The 18,579-nt window shown below is 34.1% G+C and carries 12 protein-coding genes and 1 pseudogene; 6 read left to right on the top strand and 7 right to left on the bottom strand.

All coding sequences use genetic code 11. The annotated features are described in order from the left end of the window. Positions 1 to 64: 64 nt before the first annotated feature. The 4 genes from pckA to IPN31_08640 all read right to left on the bottom strand — a co-directional run bounded on the left by pckA (position 65) and on the right by IPN31_08640 (position 5,219). Positions 65 to 1,678, bottom strand: coding sequence for a phosphoenolpyruvate carboxykinase (ATP) (gene pckA, locus IPN31_08655; protein MBK8681958.1), 1,614 nt, complete (start codon positions 1,676 to 1,678; stop codon positions 65 to 67). A gap of 266 nt (positions 1,679 to 1,944) precedes the next feature. Then, positions 1,945 to 2,526 (bottom strand): RNA methyltransferase, encoded by a 582-nt coding sequence (locus IPN31_08650; GenBank protein MBK8681957.1) that lies wholly within the window; start codon positions 2,524 to 2,526, stop codon positions 1,945 to 1,947. 119 nt (positions 2,527 to 2,645) lie between these two features. Continuing rightward, positions 2,646 to 3,176, bottom strand: a complete 531-nt coding sequence (locus IPN31_08645; GenBank protein MBK8681956.1) for a response regulator — start codon at positions 3,174 to 3,176, stop codon at positions 2,646 to 2,648. Positions 3,177 to 3,191: 15 nt separating this feature from the next. Next, complete coding sequence (locus IPN31_08640; protein ID MBK8681955.1) at positions 3,192 to 5,219, bottom strand: response regulator; 2,028 nt, start codon at positions 5,217 to 5,219, stop codon at positions 3,192 to 3,194. An 85-nt stretch (positions 5,220 to 5,304) separates the two neighbouring features. On the opposite strand from IPN31_08640, the gene IPN31_08635 reads away from it, so the two are divergent. Then, a complete protein-coding gene (locus IPN31_08635) occupies positions 5,305 to 6,279 on the top strand; it encodes a polyprenyl synthetase family protein (protein ID MBK8681954.1) in 975 nt (324 codons plus the stop codon). On the opposite strand, the gene IPN31_08630 is transcribed toward IPN31_08635, so the two are convergent. Then, entirely contained in the window at positions 6,280 to 6,906 is a 627-nt protein-coding gene (locus IPN31_08630) for a CoA pyrophosphatase (protein MBK8681953.1), read from the bottom strand. It abuts the gene before it with no gap. A 61-nt stretch (positions 6,907 to 6,967) separates the two neighbouring features. Between IPN31_08630 and IPN31_08625 the strand changes: the two genes are divergently transcribed. Further along, complete coding sequence (locus tag IPN31_08625) at positions 6,968 to 9,961, top strand: gliding motility-associated C-terminal domain-containing protein (GenBank protein ID MBK8681952.1); 2,994 nt, start codon at positions 6,968 to 6,970, stop codon at positions 9,959 to 9,961. Between the two features lie 4 nt (positions 9,962 to 9,965). Here the strand turns inward: IPN31_08625 and IPN31_08620 are convergent, their stop codons facing one another. Then, a complete protein-coding gene (locus IPN31_08620; protein MBK8681951.1) occupies positions 9,966 to 10,991 on the bottom strand; it encodes a cytochrome c in 1,026 nt (341 codons plus the stop codon). Between the two features lie 521 nt (positions 10,992 to 11,512). Between IPN31_08620 and guaA the strand changes: the two genes are divergently transcribed. Together guaA and IPN31_08610 are read left to right on the top strand one after the other, a co-directional pair. Then, complete coding sequence (gene guaA, locus IPN31_08615; protein MBK8681950.1) at positions 11,513 to 13,054, top strand: glutamine-hydrolyzing GMP synthase; 1,542 nt, start codon at positions 11,513 to 11,515, stop codon at positions 13,052 to 13,054. Next, the gene (locus tag IPN31_08610; protein MBK8681949.1) at positions 13,041 to 14,360 is read left to right on the top strand and encodes an amino acid ABC transporter substrate-binding protein; all 1,320 of its coding nucleotides are present in this window, start codon (positions 13,041 to 13,043) and stop codon (positions 14,358 to 14,360) included. Before guaA ends, IPN31_08610 begins: the two co-directional genes overlap by 14 nt. 8 nt (positions 14,361 to 14,368) lie before the next feature. Here the strand turns inward: IPN31_08610 and IPN31_08605 are convergent, their stop codons facing one another. Beyond that, positions 14,369 to 15,769 carry an arginine decarboxylase gene (locus IPN31_08605; protein MBK8681948.1) on the bottom strand — a complete coding sequence of 467 codons (1,401 nt, stop codon included), beginning with the start codon at positions 15,767 to 15,769 and terminating at the stop codon, positions 14,369 to 14,371. Between the two features lie 74 nt (positions 15,770 to 15,843). Between IPN31_08605 and IPN31_08600 the strand changes: the two genes are divergently transcribed. Continuing rightward, complete coding sequence (locus tag IPN31_08600) at positions 15,844 to 16,797, top strand: arginase (protein ID MBK8681947.1); 954 nt, start codon at positions 15,844 to 15,846, stop codon at positions 16,795 to 16,797. Next, positions 16,797 to 18,568: pseudogene (locus IPN31_08595) on the top strand (arginine--tRNA ligase). The gene IPN31_08600 and the pseudogene IPN31_08595 overlap by 1 nt, the downstream one beginning before the upstream one ends. Positions 18,569 to 18,579: the final 11 nt, after the last annotated feature.

The raw sequence follows: 18,579 nt of genomic DNA, 5'->3' as shown, positions 1-18,579 counted from the left end.
CCATACTATACAAAAAAGCCTGCGGAAATATCCGCAGGCTAATATTCTTAATTAATAAAAAGTATTAGGCTTTAGCTGTTGCTTTAGGAGCTGCTGCCATAATCTCGGCATTGGCTTTATCTGCATATTTTTCAAAATTGCTGATAAATTGTTTTGCAAGATTATTGGCTTTTTCGTCATACACGTTTTTATCTGACCATGTATTACGTGGATTCAACACTTCATCAGGCACATTCGGACAATGCATAGGCATTTCTAAACCAAACACTTCATGTTTTACAAATGTCACTGAATCTAATTTACCTTCCAAAGCTGCTGTAATCATTGCACGAGTATAGCTGAGTTTCATGCGATTTCCAGTCCCATAAGGACCACCTGTCCAACCAGTATTTATTAACCAAACATTTACCTTATGCTTCCGTATTTTATCGCCAAGCATCTCCGCATATTTAGTAGGATGCAGCGGTAAAAACGGTGCGCCAAAACATGTAGAAAAAGTTAATTGAGGCTCTGTAATACCTGCTTCTGTTCCTGCAACTTTTGCTGTATATCCACTTAAAAATTGATACATTGCCTGACCTGGAGTAAGCTTACTGATTGGAGGCAAAACACCAAATGCATCACAAGTGAGAAAGAAAATATTTTTCGGAATACCACCCACACTCGGCTCCATAATATTATCAATATAATCAATAGGATAACTTACTCTTGTATTTTCAGTTTTGGTTACATCTTCATAATTCACAGTTCTTGTTCCCGGGAAATATTCAATGTTTTCCAAAATAGAACCAAACTTAATTGCATTAAAAATCTGTGGCTCATGTTCCTTTGTAAGGTTTACACATTTTGCATAACAGCCCCCTTCAAAATTGAATACTGTATTTTCTGTCCAGCCATGTTCATCATCGCCAATTAATTTTCTTGTTGGATCGGCACTTAATGTAGTTTTACCTGTTCCACTCAAGCCAAAGAAAACAGCAGTATCTCCATCTTTGCCAACATTCGCACTGCAATGCATACTCAAAACACCTTCCTCTTGCGGTAATACATAATTCAATACTGAGAAAATTCCCTTTTTGATTTCACCTGTATAACCGCTGCCACCAATAAGAATTATCTTTTTTGTAAAATCTAAGATTGCAAAATTGGCAGAACGTACTCCATCTTTTTCAGGATCTGCATAAAAACCGGGTGCATTCACTATCAACCATTCGGGTTTAAAGGATTGAATAGTTTTTTCATCAGGGCGAATAAACATATTATAGCAAAACATGTTTCCCCATGGATATTCATTTATAACACGGATATTGATATTATAATTATGATCAGCACATGCTTGACAATCACGCACCCAAAGTTCTTTATCCTTTAAATAATCCATTACCTTCTTATATAGGTTGTTGAATTTTTCACCTTCAATTGGAATATTCACATTTCCCCAATCAATTGTATTTTCAGTGGTAGAATCTTTTACAACAAATTTATCCTTTGGTGCTCTACCTTTAAATTTACCTGTATCAACTACCAATGCTCCACTATCTGCTAATTCACCCATTCCTCTTTGAATGGTATGCTCCACTAACACTGCCGGTGTACAATTCCAGAAACTTTCAGCCTGGTGTTGCAAACCGTAATCGCTCAGATTGGCCTGCGGATTTTTATTACCTGTTATTTTCATTACATGTTTTTTTAGTAAATACTATTCTGTTTGAAGTGAGCAAAGTTACAAAAACACCTTTTTGATTATAATTGATTTATATCATTCATATTGAAATTTTTACAAATTAGCAATTGAACTATTGCTGAATGCAGATATTTCTAAGGCATAACTTCAGCATACAAATGTGTGCATTACATTTTTTTTGCTAAGTTGCAGAGTATTGCAATGGATAAAAAAAGTTTGTAAAAAATCTACTGAAACTGAATATAGAAGTAAAAATGAATTTAACCGACCATACCGGGAAATGCAGATTTATTTTCCTGGTTTAATAAATATTTTAAGCGCAACTTATATACAAAGTCCCAAAGCACAACACCAGTGCTGATTGCAATATTCAAACTATGTTTTGTACCAAACTGTGGTATCTCAATACTTTCATCACACACAGCTAAAACCTCTTCGCTTATACCCATTATTTCATGACCAAAAATTAAGGCTGTTTTTCCATTCTTTTGTGGTTGATATTCATGCAGCATTATACTTTTATCTGTTTGTTCAACCGCTACAATGCGATAACCATTTTCACGAAGTTTATCTATCGCATCCGTAGTATTATCAAAGTATTCCCATTCTACACTTTCTGTTGCACCCAACGCAGTTTTTTCAATATCACGATGTGGTGGCACCGGTGAAATTCCACAAAGACATATTCCCTGAAGTAAAAATGCATCTGCTGTACGAAATACAGAACCAATATTATTTAAACTGCGCACATTGTCCATAACTATAACAACCGGTGTTTTTTCTGATTTTCTGAATTCTTCCACATTCAATCTCGGAAGATTTTCATTTGGTGTTTTTTGCATTAAAATTTTTCTTTCATTAATAAGTAGTAACTCAAGTGTTTAAAAATTAGTTTTAACTGAAACGAATTAAAAATTAAAGTTGAAATCATTCGACTGATTTTTAACCTTCCAATTTAGTTTCAGATAAAGCCACGATTGAGAATGGCAAAAATGATTAATAGTGCAAACAGGATTATAATAGTAGCTATCATGTAATTTTCTTTCTTCCCCTGATCTACAAAATATTTCTCCATATTAATATTGCGGATAATATGATCTAATATCATTTGCGCTCTTAAATATGCACTTTCACCTTTAATTATATAGTCGTAAGCGCCATGATCAATTGTATCAATTGCCACTTGAAGATTGTCTTGCCCGCTCATCATAATAATTTTTGCATCGGGCAATTTTACCAATATTCTTTTCATAATTTCCAACCCATTAGCGGCATCTGTTTTAATTCCATCAAGATAATAATCCAGAATAAAAATATCGGGTTTCTCATGCAGTTTTTCCATACAGCTTTCGCCATTAGAAAAAATCTGAATATCGAGCATATACTCCGATTTTTTTTCCAAATGATTTTTTAGCATTACTAAATGCTTGGTATCATCATCCACTAAAAAAATTTTATACCGCTTGTCCTTTTGATTAATCTTATTCACCATAGTGTTTTATTTATCTTACGAAGATATTCTTTCCAATTCAATCTCCAACTGTTTCATAGCTGAGTTTGCTTCTAAAACAACATTTTTTATTTTTTCATTTAAAGTATCTAAGTATTTGCCTTCCCTTGCATTATTTTCAATCTGCTTCACTAACTGCAATGTGTCGGGCAGTCCAATAAATTGCATTGTTGATTTCATTTTATGTGCAATAGCTCTCACTCCTTCCCAGTTTGACTCAAAAAAATATTGTTGTAATTTTTGTAATTCAACAGGTGTTTCATCTAACATAATCCGCAACATTTTTATGCGCAATTCATTGTCTTCTTCTGTTACCGTATTAAAATAGTCAAGATTTATAGGTTTAAAAATTTCAATATCTTCCTTTAAAGTGGGATTAAAATTATCATTGGAGAATCCGGGGCTTTGACGTAATAATTTTAACACCTTGCGCATCAGTACATTCGGCTCCACAGGTTTAGAAACAAAATCATCCATGCCCGCTTCCAAACATTTTTCAGCTTCTCCGGTTGTGGCATAGGCTGTAAAAGCCAGAATAGGAATACTTGCTTTAGGTTCTTTAAATGTACTGCGAATTAAACGTGTTGCTTCATGACCATTCATTTCCGGCATTTGCACATCCATCAATATCAGATCGTAATCATTTTTTTCTAACATTTCCAAAGCAATTTTTCCATTGGCTGCAATTTCAACTTCGCAAGTAGGCCAGTGAGATTTTATCATTTCGGAAGTAACTAACTGATTGAGCGGATGATCCTCGGCAAGCAGAAATCTGCAATTTTGAAGTTCCAGTTCTTCAACAATATCAAATTGGTTTCTTTCTTCAGTAGATGTAATCTCTCCTACCATTTTAAAATCAATTTCAAAAATAAATTCCGAGCCTTCATCAATTTTACTTTTCACCATAATTGCACCATTCAACATATCAATTAATTTCTTCACTATTGCAAGTCCAAGTCCGGTGCCGCCATACAGTCGTGTAGTATCTGTAGTTGCTTGTGTAAAGCTTTCGAAAATAGTGGATAATTTTTCAGCGGCAATACCAATACCTGTATCTCTCACAGAAAAAAAGATACGTGCTTTATCACCTAATATTTCTATCAATTTAATGGTAAGCCGAACTTCACCTCGTTGAGTAAATTTAATCGCATTACTCAGCAGGTTTAATAAAATCTGATTCAAACGCAAAGGATCGCCGGCAACAGTGGAAGGTATTTTATCATCAATATTTATCAATAATTCTAGTCCCTTTTCATCTGCTTTATATCGTATGGTACTTATTAATTCTTTTACGGAATTGCGAATAGAAAATGATTTTTCTTCAAGCTCAATTTTTCCGGATTCTATTTTTGAAAAATCAAGAATATCATTAATAATTTCTAATAAAGATCCACTAGAAGTTTTAATTGCTCGAAGAAATTCTTTTTGCTTTTCATTTAAACTGGTTTGATCCAGCAAATGCACCATACCCACAATTGCATTTAAGGGTGTACGAATTTCATGACTCATATTTGCCAAAAATTCTGCTTTAAATTTATTTGCCCGTTCAGCCAATAATTTAGCACGCTCCAATTCCTCTGTTTTTTTATGCAATGTGATATCACGGATAATTCCTTGAAAACCCAAAACCACTCCTTCATCACCATATTTTACAGAAGAAGAAACCAAGCAATCAATTAAATGACCGTCTTTATGTCGCAATTGCACTTCATAATCTCTTACTTCTTTCTTATTACGAATATGTTTTGTAAATACTTCCCTGTCAGAAGGATTTGCATAAATTTTTAATACATCCAATGTTTTTAATTCCTCGGAACTATATCCAAGCAAGTCAGAAGTAGCTTTATTAAATGTTTCGAATTTGCCTGAAATTGTACTTAAATAAATTGCATCACTTAGTTGATCGAGTAGCAATCGATATTTTTCTTCACTTCTAAATAAATCTACTTCTATCCGTTTGCGATATACAGAACTGGAGGCGATTAACTCTCGCAATTGGATAATTAATTGATTGTCTTCGATCATAAGCAGTGCCCCAAATTACGAGTTTTCTGATATGCCTGCAATAAATAAACATTTCACTAATTATTTTTACCCTTCAAAGTGAGTTATGTATTCAGCAGAAGAAATTAAAACTATCATTGATCGGCAGTTATCAGAATTACAATTGCCCGAAGGATTTCCGGGACTCTATAATCCGGTAAATTATATTTTACAATTGGGAGGCAAACGCATCAGGCCATTCCTGACCATGATGTCTGAAAATCTTTTTAATGAAACAATCGAAAATGTTGCAGGTCCGGCAATGGCAATGGAAGTATTTCACAACTTTACTTTAGTGCATGATGATATAATGGATGAAGCGAATTTGCGCAGAGGTGCCGCAACTGTGCATCATAAGTGGGATTTGTCAACAGCTATTTTATCCGGCGATGTGATGCTAATTAAAGCGTATGAGTTGTTGGCTAAATGCAATGTTGAAGTGCTTCCTCATTTATTAAATATGTTTAACAACACTGCCCGGGAAGTGTGTGAAGGTCAGCGATTGGATATGGATTTTGAAACATCAGAATACATCACCACAGATGCATATATTGAAATGATTCGATTAAAAACATCTGTGCTGCTTGGTTGCTGTTGTTATATCGGTGCTATTGCGGGGGGAGCTTCAAAAAGTGATGCTGAAAAATTATATGCCTTTGGAGAATCACTTGGAATAAGTTTTCAATTACAGGATGATATTTTAGATACTTGGGGTGATGCAAAAGTATTTGGAAAACAAACTGGTGGTGATATAATCCGCAATAAAAAAACATATCTGATGCTGAAAACAATGGAGACATCAGAGGAGGAAGAGCACACTTATTTCATGAATTTATTATCGGATGCGAAATTATTACCTGAACAAAAAGTGAAAGATGTAACTGCATTTTATGAAAAAAAGGGAGTGCGATTACTTGCAGAAAAAGAAATGGAAAAATATTATCTGTATGCTTTGCAAAATTTAAATGATGTGCAAGTTGAGCCCTCAAGAAAAATAGTGTTAGAAACTTTTGCAAAAGAAATTTTTTATCGTAATTATTGATTAAAGTGTGCGCAATAATTCTTCCACCTCACTTAAAATAATTGCAGTGGCTCCCCACACATTTTTATTTTGAATGCGATAACACGGAACTGTAATTTGTAATTTATCTCTTTTGTAATCCATTATAGTTTTTATTGTACTATCAAGCAAAATTTGAACAGGCACTTCAATCACAGATTCCACTTCTTTCCTATCCGGAATAAAAACAGGCTTCTCTAACATATATCCTATAAATACATACACAAAAAAATTACTTGGTGGAATATATAATGAGGATAATTCTGCAACAAACTTTACTTCATCAGGATTAATTCCGATTTCTTCTTCTGATTCACGCAATGCGGCATTCCAGGGTGAAGCATCATAATCTTCAATTTTCCCACCCGGAAAACTCACCTGCCCACCATGTGTTCCATTATAAACCGGACGTTGTATCATCACAAATTTCACAACATTATCTTCCCTATACATTAATATCAGCACACTTGCTTTCTTAGATTCCGCATAATCATTCGCCCGAAATGGCCCCGTAGTTCGGCCGGACGGAGACATGTGTTTATGCGCTGCCGGGCCGGGTAAACCGGAGTCTATTCTTTTTTTGAGTTTTGTAATGAAATCGTCAATCAATACTATTTTAATTTTATGCGGTATTAAAGTAACAGGTTTTGTGTAAATTCGAAAATTGAATATGTATAAAAAATTTCTGATCGTAATAATTATTACCGGTACATCCATCTTAAATGTCTTCTCGGGTAACTATTTGCCATTCATTGAAAACAACGGTCAATGGAGTGAACAAATACTTTTTAAAGCAACAGTTATGGATGGCAATTTATTTTTAGAGAAAAATGCATTCACCTGGTATTTTTCAAATGCTACACAATTATTAAATGCAGATCATTCGCTTTCCCAATCAAACCCAATCATTAAAAAACATGCCTTTAAAATATTTTTTGACAACTCAAATCCTGATGTTTTTGTAAGTGGAAATAATGTGCGCCCGGAATATTATAATTTTTTCCAAGGTAATAATCCAGATGAATGGCAAGGTGAAGTGCCTGCTTATAACAGTGTGATTTATAAAAACTTGTATAACGGTATTGATTTAGAAGTGTATAGCGAGGCCGGTAATCTGAAATATGATTTTATTATTCATCCAGGTGCAAATCCCGAACAAATAAAAATTCGCTATGAAGGTTTAGATTCAATTCAATTACGCAGCACAAAATTGTATTTATATAATTCAGTGAATACTCTTGTTGAACAAACACCTTATACTTATTCTAATTCAGAAAAAATAAAACAAACAATTCCCTGCAACTATATTTTAAAAAACAATACGGTTCAATTTCATTTCCCTGAAGGATACAATACAATGGAAACTATTGTTATTGATCCCACTACTTTAATATTTTCATCTTATTCCGGATCTACTGCAGATAACTGGGGTTACAGCGCCACCTATGATGACGATGGAAATTTATATGGAGCCGGAATAGTTTTCGACGATGGCTATCCGGTAACACTGGGCGCTTTTGAAGAAACGTTTCAGGGTGGATTTTCTTTTTTTCCATGTGATGTAGCTATTTCAAAATTTAATGCTATAGGTACAGATTTAATTTATAGTACTTATCTCGGTGGTTCGCAAAATGAATTGCCGCATAGTTTGGTGGTTGACGACAATAATGAATTAGTAGTATTTGGAACAACAGGTTCTGATGATTTTCCGGTTACTGCTGATGCTTATGATAATACATTTAATGGCGGTTATAATGATACAGTTACTTATGTAATTTATTTTCCACTTGGTGTGGATGCATTTGTTACCAAATTTAATGTGGATGGCTCTGCATTAATAGGCTCAACATATTTGGGAGGCTCTGGAAACGACGGACAAAATAGTGGCTCTACAGCTTTCAATTATGGCGATCATTCTAGAGGTGAAGTAGTAACTGACAATGATATGAATTGTTATATAGCATCGAGTACAACCTCTTCAGATTTCCCAACAACTGCCGGAGTTTTTCAATCGGCAATAGCTGGTAATCAAGATGGGTTTGTTGCAAAATTTAATGCGGATTTAACTGCATTAATTTGGTGTAGTTATATAGGTGGTGCTGCCGATGATGGCCCCTATTCTATGAAGCTTGCACCTGATGAAACAATTCTTATTAGTGGAGGAACAGGGAGTACAGATTTACCTACAACAGCAGATGCACTGCAAGAAACTTTTCAGGGTGGAAGTATGGATGGTTTTGTTGCCAGAATTAATAACGATGCTACCGCAATTTTAAACGCTACTTATATAGGCACTGATAATTATGATCAGATTTTTTTATTAGATAAAGATGATGAAAACAATGTGTATATAGTTGGGCAAACAAGTGGTGCATATCCTGTAACTGCCAGTGTATATTCCAATCCGGGAAGTTCACAATTTATAACAAAATTGAATTCAGATTTATCGGAAATAATTTTCTCCACGGTATTTGGCTCAGGTTCATCTATCGTGAATATTTCTCCAACTGCTTTTTTGGTAGATGAATGTTATCAGTTATATGTAAGCGGATGGGGTGGCACAGTCAACAGTAGTTTTAATCCACTTACTGGAAATGTATTGGGTATGCCAATCACTGATGATGCATATGATGCAGTTTCTAATGGTAGTGATTTTTATTTTATCGTTTTGGGTAATGATGCCGATGAATTAATTTATGCCACTTATTTTGGTAGTCCTTCGGCAGCAGATCATGTGGATGGAGGAACAAGTAGATTCGATAAAAAAGGTATTATCTATCAGGCAGTGTGTGCAGGTTGTGGAGGCTTTGATGATTTCCCTACAACGGATGATGCATGGTCCACTACAAACAATAGTTTTAATTGTAATCTGGGTGTATTCAAATTTGAATTCAGCTTCACAGGACCTTCAGCATCAATAAGTGCAATACCATTATCCGGATGCGCTCCTTCTACAGTTATCTTTTCTAATACAAGTACACAAACAGAAAATTTTCTTTGGGATTTTGGTGACGGATCAACAAGTACAGAATCCGAACCCAATCATGTGTATGAAACTCCCGGCACTTATTTTATTACACTTATAGCTATTGATTCCGATGCATGTATTCCAAATGATACAGCATATCTCACTATAAATGTATTTGATTTACCGGAGGCAGGTTTTTCTTTTACACCTGATTCTGTTTCAGTATTTGGTTTCGCAAATTTTATTGATCAAAGTACTAATGCATCATCATGGTATTGGACATTTGGCGATGGCACAAATTCTACTCTGCAAAATCCTACACATGCATATCCGGCTGCTGGAAATTACACTGTGTGTCAAACTGTAACAAATGCAGATGGATGCACAGATTCTATTTGTAAACAAATTGAAGTTTTTGAAATTTCTATCCTTGATGTACCGAATGCTTTTAGCCCGAACGGTGATGGCTTTAATGATATTTTTCTGCCTGTAAATTATGGCTTGTCTGATTTTGAATTTCGCATTTATAATCGTTGGGGTCAATTAGTTTTCCAAAGCAATGATTCCTCTATCGGTTGGGATGGATATTTTAATGGAGTGGAACAAGAAGTTGGCACTTATGCATATGTAGTTTTAGGCAAAGGAAAAGATAATACAGAATATTACAGACAAGGCAATCTTACTTTAGTGCGCTAACATTTTATTCCGCCATCTTCTCAATATACGCTTTCAAATCATCCACTTGAGTATCACTCATTCTTTCTGCAGTATATAAAGGCATATAAGCACGATGGCCGGATTCGGGATGAGTACCATGTCGCACAATTTCAAATAACCACCAATAATTCTTTCCAAATTTTCTATTCATGTATTTGAAATTCGTTTTTGAATCATCGAAAATTACATCTGATACTCCCATGAAAGTATGACATGATTGACAACTGAGTTCATACACCTGTTTACCAATCTCCGGATTTCCTTTTGGTGTTGTTTCCCAATTTCTGTCGTAGGGTGGTTCAATAAATGTTGCCGGTGATTTTAAACTATAGCGCTTTTTTATTTTTTCAATAAGGCTTGCATGCATTGCAGGATTTTGCTTTTCATTATTCATTGCATCAATATCGGTTTCTGAAAATCCCAAATCATAAAATGTATATCCGATGCTGTAATAATAAGCAAGTATGGATTCTATTTCCCAATTTTCTATGCGGCGACCTTGCGAACATTCTGTTGCACAAAGTTGAATTGCTTCTCTGATATTATTTTGTGCTGGTATAACTAAGTCGCCATATTTTTTATAATAATCATCATTGTACCAGCTTTCCCTATTCACAATTCCATAAAATGTAGTTCCTTGCAAAAAAGGAATTTGAATCTCCGAAGCAAATTTCAATCTTGATGCCGGATCACTTACACTTAATATTGGATCTTCTGGTCCACTATTATGGCAATTAGTACACATATAATATAAACTGATGTACTCTGATTTTTTTCCCTCTGCAGTTGTAGTTCTTCCATGATGAATCATATCATAACCTTGCTTTACCATTTCAGGAGTAAATTGTGCTAAATTCCAAATCGGAACTGGTTCCCCAATTTCTCTAAGTGCATCAAACACTTTTGTTTCGGTTGTCCAGATGCTTAACGTATTACTTTTGAAACTATTAAACATCGCAATTGCAGTTACCAATAAAATAAAAAAAGTCACAAATTTAATCTTATGCATAATCGAAATAATGTTTAATGGAATAATTTTAAAAATAATAATGCAAATAATAAAAGAATTATTGTAAAATATTTTGTTTTAATTTATTTGACATTTAAATTTGCCATATAGTTCTGAAAAATATTGGTATATAACCATCAAAATATTGTGTTTTCATGGGGATAGCAGAGGGATCGGTGTCCTACCGTGAACTCTGCTTTTTTTATTTTCTCCATTTTATTTCAATGGCATTTCATTTGCATCTTATGTTATCGTGTGTGTTTTCATGGGGATAGCAGAGAGAGTCTTTTGATTCGCTCTGCTTTTTTTTTGCCTGATTTTATTCTTACTAAATGATGAAGTCCTTTACTGGCAAGTACCTTTAAAAATTATCCTTTCCTTTTAGCCAAGTAATAATTTAAAATCCTCAAAATTTATTTGGGGAATAGTATTGAGATTGAGGAATTGAAATTGTGGAAATGTAGAAAGTCTCCCCACAAAACTTTCCCCACGAAAAAATATCCCGGTGGTTATCTTTGAGCATGAATGAAAAAATATTAATTCTTGATTTCGGATCTCAATATACCCAACTTATTGCAAGAAGAATCCGGGAATTAAATGTGTATTGTGAAATTGCTCCCTGCACAAAAATCCCTGAAATAACGAAAGACATAAAAGGAATTATTCTTTCCGGTAGTCCTTTTTCTGTATCAAATAAAGATCTACCTGCATTTGATTATAATAAAGTGTTTAATAAAAAACCAATTCTCGGTGTATGTTATGGTGCTCAATTTATGGCGAAGCATTTTAATGGAGATGTGCAGTCTTCTGCCAAGAGAGAATATGGCCGGGCCTTTCTCCATATTATGGAAAAAGAAAGCAGTTTATTTTTTAATGTAAATAATGAAGAGCAGGTATGGATGAGTCATAGTGATACTGTTACCAAAGTGCCGGATGGATTTTTTATTACTGCTCGTACAGCAAGTATTGATATCGCCGCTTTCCAAAGTAAACCTGATCAATTTAAATTTCCGATGTTCGGAATTCAATTTCATCCGGAAGTAACACATTCCATTTCAGGTATGCAGATATTGGAAAATTTTGTGGTAACTATTTGTGGTTGCGATAAAAGTTGGACACCTGAATCATTTGTTGAAGAAACAGTAAAGAATTTAAAAACAATTATCGGAAATGATAAAGTAGTATTGGGGTTATCCGGTGGTGTTGACTCATCTGTTGCCGCAATATTATTACATAATGCAATTGGAAAAAATCTTACTTGCATTTTTGTAAATAATGGTCTGCTTCGAAAAAATGAATTTGATGAAGTACTGGCAAGCTACAAGGATATGGGATTAAATATAGTAGGTATAGATTCATCCAATCAATTTTTAACTGCACTTGAAAATATTATTGATCCAGAAAAAAAACGTAAAGCGATTGGCCGTGTTTTCATTGAAGTATTTCAACAGGAGGCAAAAAAAATTGATGGTGTGCAGTGGCTTGGTCAGGGAACAATTTATCCGGATGTAATTGAATCTATTTCAGTCCACGGCCCGTCGGCAACAATTAAATCACATCACAATGTAGGAGGACTACCCGATATTTTACATTTAAAAGTGATAGAGCCTTTGCGATCTTTATTTAAAGATGAAGTGCGCAAAGTGGGTACTGCATTAAATATTAAAAAAGAAATTTTAAACAGGCATCCGTTTCCGGGACCAGGATTGGCTATTCGAATTATTGACGATATCACACCTGAACGAGTGCGTATGACACAGGATGCAGATTTTATTTTTATTGATCATCTTAAAAAATCAGGATGGTATGATAAAGTGTGGCAAGCCGGTGCAATATTACTTCCTGTAAAAACAGTTGGCGTTATGGGTGATGAACGCACATATGAAAATGTGGTTGCTTTACGTTGTGTAAATTCGAGCGATGGAATGACAGCAGACTGGAGTCATTTACCACACGAATTATTATCAATAATTTCATCAGATATAATTAATCACGTGAAAGGAATTAACCGAGTTGTTTACGACATATCTTCAAAACCACCTGCAACAATTGAGTGGGAATAAATTCATAATCATCATTTGGATAAGTATTTTATTCAGTGCATGTAATATTTTTCAACAGGCAAGAAAACCTGCGCCCGTAGTTGAAGAGGAAAAAAAAGTAGAAGTACAAAAAGAAATAACGATTGTTCCTGATACTACACAGGCAATGAAAGATTCTATTGCAATCGCTAAAAAATTAGAAGATTTAGAAAAAACTAAATGGGCAAAAAAAGACAGTTATAAAATTGCATTTATACTTCCCTTTAGCATTGATGCTGAAGAGTTATATTATTTAATGGATAACGAAAATGTTACCACCTATCAACCATTAGCGGCTATCACTTTTTATGAAGGTGCATTACAAGCTTTAGATACTTTGCGCAAGATGCATGTGAATCTTGAAGTGTTTACATTTGATATAGCTAAGGACAGCAGCAAGATGCAGCAATTAATTAATAGTGGATCATTGGATGCTATGGATGTTTTAATTGGTCCACTATTTAATGAGTGTTTGATACCGGCAGCACAGTTTGCAAAGGAAAAAGAAATTTTTCTTATTTCGCCGCTCTCTCCTTCTTCAAGTATTACAGAAAAAAATCCTTTTTATGTGTTGATGAATCCTACATTGTCCACACAACTTCAAAAAACAGCATCCTATTTACAAAACAAAAGAATTGTAACAAATACCATTATAATTTATCAGGAGGGAATGGCTTTGGAACAGAAACTTGCAGAAGATTTTAAAAGTGCATTGAAGGGAAATATGAAAAAATCCTATTCAGGAAGTATAACTCTTGCAACAACTATAAGTGAATTACAAGACAGTATTAAATCTGGAATGGAGAATTTTATTTTCATCGCTTCACTCGATGAACTTTTTATAAGTAAATTGTTGCGCAGTATTTCTTTGGCATCCCGGAATGAAAATATTTCTGTTATAGGATTGAGTGGTATTCTAAATTTTGAAACTATTTCTCTGGATTATTTGGAGTCATTACATTTTCAATATCCGGAAAGTTATTATATAGATCCATTGGCACCGAGAACATTACGATTTAAAAATGATTTTATTGCAAAGTACAATGCAGCCCCCGACGATTATGCAGCTCGTGGATTTGATATCACTCTATACACCGGATTTTTATTAAATGCACATGGACCGGATATTCGCAAAGGATTTAATTCAGCAAAACCCACTCAATATTTATTAGGTCCATTGCATTTTGCAGAAGTAAAAAATGCTGCTGACTCTATTGAATATTTTGAAAACAATGGTGTTACATTATTGAGATTGAGTAATTATCGGTTTGAAAAAATAGCTGATTAATTTATTGATTATTGCATTCCGTCGTAACCCAGAATATGCATCATACTTTCCACCTTTTGTTGATCTGCAAACATAGAATAACGCAGCGAACCATCTGCATTTTTATCAATAAGAATATGTTGTGGTGAAGGAATAAGGCAATGCTTAATTCCACCATAACCGGATATTGATTCCTGATAAGCACCCGTATGAAAAAATCCAATATACAATGGTTCATTTTTATCCATCACTGGCAAATACACTTCATTGGCATGTATCTCAGAATTATAATAATCCATCTGATCACAACTTAATCCACCCACATTCGCACGTTGTACCTCATTGCCCCATTTATTTATTGGTAATAAAATAAATCTTTGATTTATTCCCCATGCATCCGGCATTGTAGTCATCAATGAATTATCAATCATGTACCACCGCTCACTATCATTTTGTTGTTTTTCTGCAAGCACTTGAAAAATTAATGCACCACTTTCAGCAACAGTAAAACTGCCGAACTCCGTAAATATGTCCGGCACTGAAACCCCCTCCTGCTCACAAGTCAGTTTTACTTTATTGATGATTTCATCAATCATATATTGAAAGTCATAATCAAACCCCAATGAATTGCGAACTGGAAAACCACCACCGATATTTAATGCCGTAAGCTCAGGGCACACTTTCTTTAATTCACAATACACTTTCAGTGATTTACCCAATTCATTCCAGTAATAAATTTTATCTTGAATCCCACTATTAATAAAGAAATGCAACATTCGCAATTTAAATTTCGGATTAGGTTTTATTTTATCCAGATAAAAATCTTTTATTTGCGAATATCTTATTCCAAGACGTGAAGTATATAATTGAAATTCTGGTTGCTCTTCAGCGGCAATTCTGATTCCCAATTCACACTCATTAATAATCATATCCTCATATTCCTGTAACTCATAAATATTATCCAGTACAGGAATTATTTTAAAATCCAGGTTTGCCAATTTACATATGCGCTGTGTATATTCTCTGGTTTTAAATCCATTGCAAATGATAAATGTATTTTTTGTAATGCGTTTATTGAGATATAATTTTTCGACAATATCAATATCAAATGCAGAAGAAGTTTCTAAGTGAATATCATTTTTCAAGGCTTCATCCAACACATGCGCAAAATGCGAACTCTTAGTGCAATAGCAATAATAATATTTGCCTTTATAATCATGCTTTTCAATAGAGCTGCTGAACAGTCTCTTTGCCTTTTGTATTTGCTGACTTATTTTCGGCAAATAGGTAAGACGCAATGGTGTACCAAACCGTTCAATTAGTTCTTTTAAAGGAATGCCGTTAAAATGCAGATAGTTATCTTTTACTTCAAAGCCATCCTGTGGAAAATAAAATGTTTGTTGGATAAGATCAAGATAGGTATTTTTCACTTCTTGTTGTTGATGTTTTTTGTTTTAAACGTTCAATATTTTTAGCAGGGTAAAAATAATAACTTTGCAGTTATATGAAGAAGGCAAAAATAATTTCAGTAAATTCAGAATTAGGTGCAGGCACACGAGGCTCAGGATTAGGTTTCGATGCTATTCGTGTAGCGGCGTGGACAAAAGGCAGCAAATATTTTAAAGAACATCCTCCCACCATTGTTCCCAGCAATAATGATGAAGTGCTGGACGATATTGAAACTTCTTACTCTATTAAAATTCAATACATATTAGATATGTATCACCGTATTTCCGATGAAGTGAAAAATTCTTTACTGGCAGGTGAGTTTCCAATAATAATTTCCGGCGATCACAGCAATGCAGGTGGTACAATTGCAGGAATTAAAATGGCGTATCCCAAAGAAAAAATTGGAATTATCTGGGTAGATGCGCATGCGGATTTACATTCACCTTATACAACACCTTCCGGAAATTTACACGGTATGCCTTTAGCAACTGCTGTTGCAATTGATAATAAAGTATGTCAAATAAACCAACCGGAAAAGCAAACTATTGAAGCCTGGGAGAAATTGAAAAAAGTAGGAGGCATCACACCAAAAGTTACTTTTAAAGAAATCGTATTTATCGCACTCAGAGATACAGAAAAGGCAGAAAAATTTTTATTGAAAAAAAATAGTGCAAAAGTCTATTCTGTGCAAAAAATGCGTGAAACCGGAATTCAATATGTAGTGGATGATGCAATGAAACGTTTGGAGCATTGCACACATATTTATATTTCTTTTGATGTGGACAGTATGGATTCAAATGTTTCGAGAGGAACAGGCACACCGGTAAAAAGTGGCCTATATGAAAGTGAAGCATTCCAATTAATGACCGGACTGGTGCGCAATCCGAAAGTATGTTGTATCGAAATCACAGAAGTAAATCCAACATTGGACAACAAGAAAAATATGATGGCAGAGGTAGCATTAGAAATATTAGAACAAGCTACAATGGAAATTGAAAAAAGATTGTGATGCACGCAGTAGAAATTTTGCGTAATAAAATTGTTGCTACACTCAATCAACTTTATGATGCAGGTGATCAAACAAATAATATCCGATTAGATATTACACCGCCCGAATTTGATGGAGATTATACTCTTGTGGTTTTTCCATTCACAAAAATTTCAAGACAAAATCCTGAACTCACTGCGAATACAATTGGCAATGCATTAAAAGCGAATTACGATCAGGTTGTCTCATTTAATGTTGTAAAAGGATTTTTAAATATTACACTTTCAAATAATTTCTGGATAACAATTCTTCAACAAAATACTGGTATCAGCAATTGGAATATTACCATTTTCAACCCTAAAAAAATTGTGGTTGAATATTGCGGACCAAATACAAATAAACCACTGCATCTTGGTCATGTTAGAAATATGTTGCTCGGATATTCTACTGCAAATATTCTTCAAGCTGCAGGTAATGAAGTGCATCATGTAAATATTTATAATGATCGAGGAATTGCAATTTGCAAAAGCATGGTAGCCTATTTGCGTAAAGGAAATAGCAGCACTCCTGAAAGCACAAATACTAAAGGCGATCATTTTGTTGGAAAATTTTATGTGGAATATTCTAGAATTTTAGAAAAGAAATCACCGCATTAATTGCAAGTGGTAAAACAAAAGAAGAAGCAGAAAAGATTGCACCCATTTATTTAGAAGCAACAGATATGCTGCGCAAATGGGAAGCGGGAGATAAAGATGTATTGGCACTTTGGAATACAATGAATAGTTGGGTGTATGCAGGCTTTAATATCACCTACAAAAAAATAGGAGTTGCATTTGAAAAAGATTATTTAGAGTCAGAAAATTTTTCGAAAGGACGTGATCTTGTTTTAGAAGGATTAGAAAAAAATATTTTTTATAAAAAACCTGATGGTTCTGTTTGGGTAGATCTAACTGAGGATGGTTTGGATGAAAAAGTATTGTTGCGCAGCGATGGTACTTCGGTTTATATTACACAAGATATCGGTGTTGCAAAACAACGCTATTCAGATTTTGAAATGGATACTTCGGTATATGTGGTTGCCAATGAACAGGATTATCATTTTAAAGTATTAAAACTTGTATTACAAAAATTACAAGAACCTTATGCCAATGGAATATATCATTTGAATTATGGTATGGTAGATTTACCGGAAGGGAAAATGAAAAGTCGAGAAGGAACAGTGGTAGATGCAGATGAACTTATTGACGAAATAACAAAGAATGCAGTAGAATTTATTGATCAATCAGAAAAAGGTTTTGACTTCGATGCGGAAGAAAAAATAGCCGTAGCAAATCAAATAGGATTGGGTGCATTAAAATATTTTATTCTGAAAGTAGATCCTAAAAAAAGAATTTTATTTAATCCCAAAGAATCAATTGACCTTCAAGGAAACACAGGTCCATTTATTCAATATACCTACGCACGTATTAAAAGTATTTTAAGAAAATATGGAAATGCTCCAATTACAATTACAGAAAAAAATCTATTGCCTTTAGAAAAAGAATTAATAGTGTTACACGATCAATATACGTCTGTGATTGAAAAAGCTGCCGAAGCATATTCGCCAGCAGACATTGCAAATTATTTATATGCGCTGGCAAAAACATTCAATAAATTTTATGCAGAGCATTCAGTATTAAAAGCAGAAACTACAGATAAAGCTTCACTTCGAATTTCGCTTATAAAAATTACAAGCGAAATTTTACAACACGGTCTGAAATTATTGGGAATAGAAGCTCCCGAAAAAATGTAAGCTTCAATGAG

The organism is Bacteroidota bacterium, assembly GCA_016715425.1.
Lineage (GTDB): Bacteria > Bacteroidota > Bacteroidia > Chitinophagales > BACL12 > JADKAC01.
The sequence above is the reverse complement of the archived record's forward strand: the minus strand, read 5'-3'. Positions and strand labels throughout refer to the sequence as shown.